The following is a 3,180-nucleotide window of genomic DNA, read 5'->3' on the forward strand; positions in this document are numbered from 1 at the left end:
GTAACCGTCTGGTGAGGACCGCGGTTATGGCGGCGTGATCAGTTATCGGGTTTCGGCGGGGCTTTGTTGATCAATCGCGCCTTGGCTGGGTTTCGTCGGTTCGCGATGCGCAAGAGCGCGTATTTGATCGGGAGTTCGTCGATGGTGTCGGGATCGTAGTCGTCGGTCCATTCGGTTGCGTCGGCATGGTTGGGGTGGTCGGGGTCGGCCAGCGCGTCGAGCATGTCGTAGAAGCCTGGAATGCCGCCGCAATCCTCGGGTGGGGCGTTCCTCTCGCCGCCGAGATAGCGCGGATAGGAGGTCTCGGGATGGCCGGCCCTGACGCCGGTCACGGTGAGCCGAAGCTCCCAGCTGTCGCCGAAGTCGTAGAGGTAGTCGATCGTCGTCCTGCGCGGCTTGAGCACATCGCGCAGGCGCACTTTGGCGGCGTCCTTGCGCGGCGCCGTTCCCCAGTCCTCGTCCATCGGCAGGCCGTATCTCTGCTTGCCGATGGTGAACTCCCACAGATGGTAGTCGAACCAGCCCATCACGGCCTGGATGATGTCGTGCAGCACCTTCAGCGTGATCGAGGTCGGCACCTCGACCTCGCGCCAGATCAGGGGATCGGTGTCGCGCAGTTCGACGCGGACCGTGGCGATCTCGTTGAGGCTGTCGGATGCGGCGATCTTCGGGGACGGGCTCATGCGGCCAGTCTTGCAGATTGCGCCTTCCAGTTCCACGGCAGGAGATCGGCCAGGCGGCCCTGCGGCGTGTCGGCGATGCGGGCGAGCACGTCGGCCAGCCAGGCCTGCGGGTCGACGTCGTTGAGCTTGGCGGTTGCGATCAGCGTGTACATGATCGCCGCGCGATCGGCGCCGCGGTCCGACCCGGCGAAGAGCCAGGACTTCCTGCCCAGTGCCAGACCGCGCAGCGCCCGTTCGGCCGCATTGTTCGTGAGGCAGACGCGCCCGTCCTGGAGGAAGCGTGTGAAGCCATTCCAGCGCTTGAGCATGTAGTCGATCGCCTGGGCGGCGGGCGCATGGCGCGAGAGCCTGGCCCGCTCGCCACGCATCCACTCTTCCAGTTCGGCGACGAGCGGCGCACTCCGTTCCTGACGCGCGGCAAGACGTTGCTGGGCAGGCAGCCCGTTGATGTCGCGCTCGATGTCGAACAGGATATCGATGCGCCTCACGGCCTCGAAGGCGATCGGTGAGATCGGCGGCGCGGTCTTGCCGCGACGCGCGTTGGCGGCGATGTCGGCGAGCACGAAGAACTTGCGCCGCGCATGGCTCCAGCAGAGCGCTTCCATCACCGGTCCGGGCTTGCGGTCGACGAGGTAGAGCCGGTTGTAACCGGCATAGGCATCGGCCTGCAGAATGCCGGTAAACTGCTTCAGGTGCCGCTCGGGGTGATCGCCAGACCGGTCGCGCGATGCGTGGAACAGGGCTGCAGGTGGCGATGTCCCGCCGAAGGGCCGATCGTCGCGGACATAGACCCAGGCCCGGCCGGTGTCGGTCTTGCCCTTCGCCAGGATCGGCACCGTCGTGTCGTCGCCGTGAAGCCGTTCCGCCGAGAGCACATGCTCCTCGATGAGCGCATGCAGCGGACGCAGCACCGCCGCGCATGCGCCGACCTGATCGGCCAGCGTCGACAGGCTCAGCTCGACACCTTCGCGGGCATAGCGCTCGCTCTGCCGGCTCAGCGGCTGATGCTGGCCGAACTTCTCGAACAGCACCATCGCCAGCAGGTTCGGCCCGGCGAAGCCGCGCGGCGTGACGTGGAACGGCGCCGGCGGCTGGGTGATCGTCTCGCACTGGCGGCACGAGAACTTCTCGCGCACCGTCTGGATGACCTTCCACCGACGCGGGATCACCTCCAGCGTCTCGGTCACGTTCTCGCCCAGCTTCGACAGCCTGGTCGAGCCGCAGCAGGGGCAGCTCTCGGGTGCGGCGATCACGACGCGCTCGCGCGGCAGGTGCTCCGGGAACGGCTTGCGCGACGGGCGCCGGCGCTCGAACGAGCGGACCGTCTGTGACCGGGAAGCCGCCCTTTCGGCAGAGAGTTCGTCCTCAACAGCATCAGCTTCCAGATCCTCGAGCTGAAGCTCCATCTGCTCGAGCAGCCGGGCCTTGCGCTCCGAGCGGCTGCCGTAGAGTTCGCGCCTGAGCTTCTCGATCTCCAGCTTCAGTCGTGCAATCAACGCCTCCGTTCCGGAGCTGACCGCCGCCGCGTGGGCGGCAAGAGCTTCGGCCTCGATGCGTGCGGCGCGCTCCGCCAGGATCATCGCGTGGGCGGCGGCGAGGTCGGAAGGGAGCGATTCAGCGTCGGGCATATGGAAATGGAATCATATCCACCGCCATGTGCAAGACCAAATCGTCAGCCGGTCGCCGTCGGCCGCCAGGTCTTCTGCGGCATGCGCCAGTCGATGCCTTCGAGTAGATAGCCGAGTTGGGCCGGCGTGATCGTCACGACGCCGTCGGCCGGCGATGGCCAGATGAAGCGCCCCCGTTCCAGCCGCTTGCAGAACAGGCAGGCGCCCTGGCCGTCGTGCCAAAGCACCTTGATCAGATCGCCGCGACGACCACGGAAGACGAACAGGTGACCATTGTGCGGATCACGCTTCAGCGTCTCCTGCACTACCAATGCCAGGCCCGGAAAGCCCTTCCTCATGTCGGTGTGACCCGTCGCCAGCCACACCCGCACGCCGCTCGGAACCGGGATCATCGCAACCCGAGCGCGTCCAGCACGCGCCGCAGCGCCTCGCCATCCACGTCGCGATCAACACGGACACGGCGCCCGCCGCCAAGCTCGATCTCGATGATGCCGCTCTTGCGGCGACGTCGGTTGGGAGACGCCGATGATGCCGGCGTCTCAACGACGGGCGGCTGGGCGGCAGGGACGATCTCGACCGGGACCAATTGCGTGGCGCCAACATCGACCCGATCACACAGCTCCTTGCGCCATCGGAAGAGCTGGCTGACGTGAATGCCCGCCGATCGCGCGACCTCCGAGGCCGTCACGCCAGGCTCGAAAGATGCCACCACCAGGCGCTCCTTCTCCTCACGCGACCAGCGGCGCCGTCTCTCGACCGACGTGATCACCTCCACTCGCGGCATCGTCATAGGGCTACTCCTAGGATTGTCCCTAGGACTTCCGACGTTCGCCCTCAGACCGCAAGGCGGCCGTCACCGGAGGGATACG

The 3,180-nt window shown here is 66.8% G+C and carries 4 protein-coding genes; all 4 read right to left on the reverse strand.

All coding sequences use genetic code 11. From position 1 onward, the window contains the following. Positions 1 to 38: 38 nt before the first annotated feature. Positions 39 to 719, reverse strand: a complete 681-nt coding sequence (locus HNQ73_RS17765; RefSeq protein WP_210305403.1) for an IS1096 element passenger TnpR family protein — start codon at positions 717 to 719, stop codon at positions 39 to 41. Further along, positions 680 to 2,263 (reverse strand): IS66 family transposase, encoded by a 1,584-nt coding sequence (tnpC, locus tag HNQ73_RS17770; protein WP_244650305.1) that lies wholly within the window; start codon positions 2,261 to 2,263, stop codon positions 680 to 682. The genes HNQ73_RS17765 and tnpC overlap by 40 nt, the downstream gene beginning before the upstream one ends. 92 nt (positions 2,264 to 2,355) lie before the next feature. Beyond that, the gene (tnpB, locus tag HNQ73_RS17775) at positions 2,356 to 2,676 is read right to left on the reverse strand and encodes an IS66 family insertion sequence element accessory protein TnpB (RefSeq protein WP_477099933.1); all 321 of its coding nucleotides are present in this window, start codon (positions 2,674 to 2,676) and stop codon (positions 2,356 to 2,358) included. Between the two features lie 23 nt (positions 2,677 to 2,699). Next, the gene (gene tnpA, locus HNQ73_RS17780; RefSeq protein ID WP_024850032.1) at positions 2,700 to 3,101 is read right to left on the reverse strand and encodes an IS66-like element accessory protein TnpA; all 402 of its coding nucleotides are present in this window, start codon (positions 3,099 to 3,101) and stop codon (positions 2,700 to 2,702) included. Between the last annotated feature and the right edge of the window lie 79 nt (positions 3,102 to 3,180).

Origin of the sequence: Chelatococcus composti (assembly GCF_014201415.1) — a bacterium.
Classification (GTDB): domain Bacteria; phylum Pseudomonadota; class Alphaproteobacteria; order Rhizobiales; family Beijerinckiaceae; genus Chelatococcus_A; species Chelatococcus_A composti.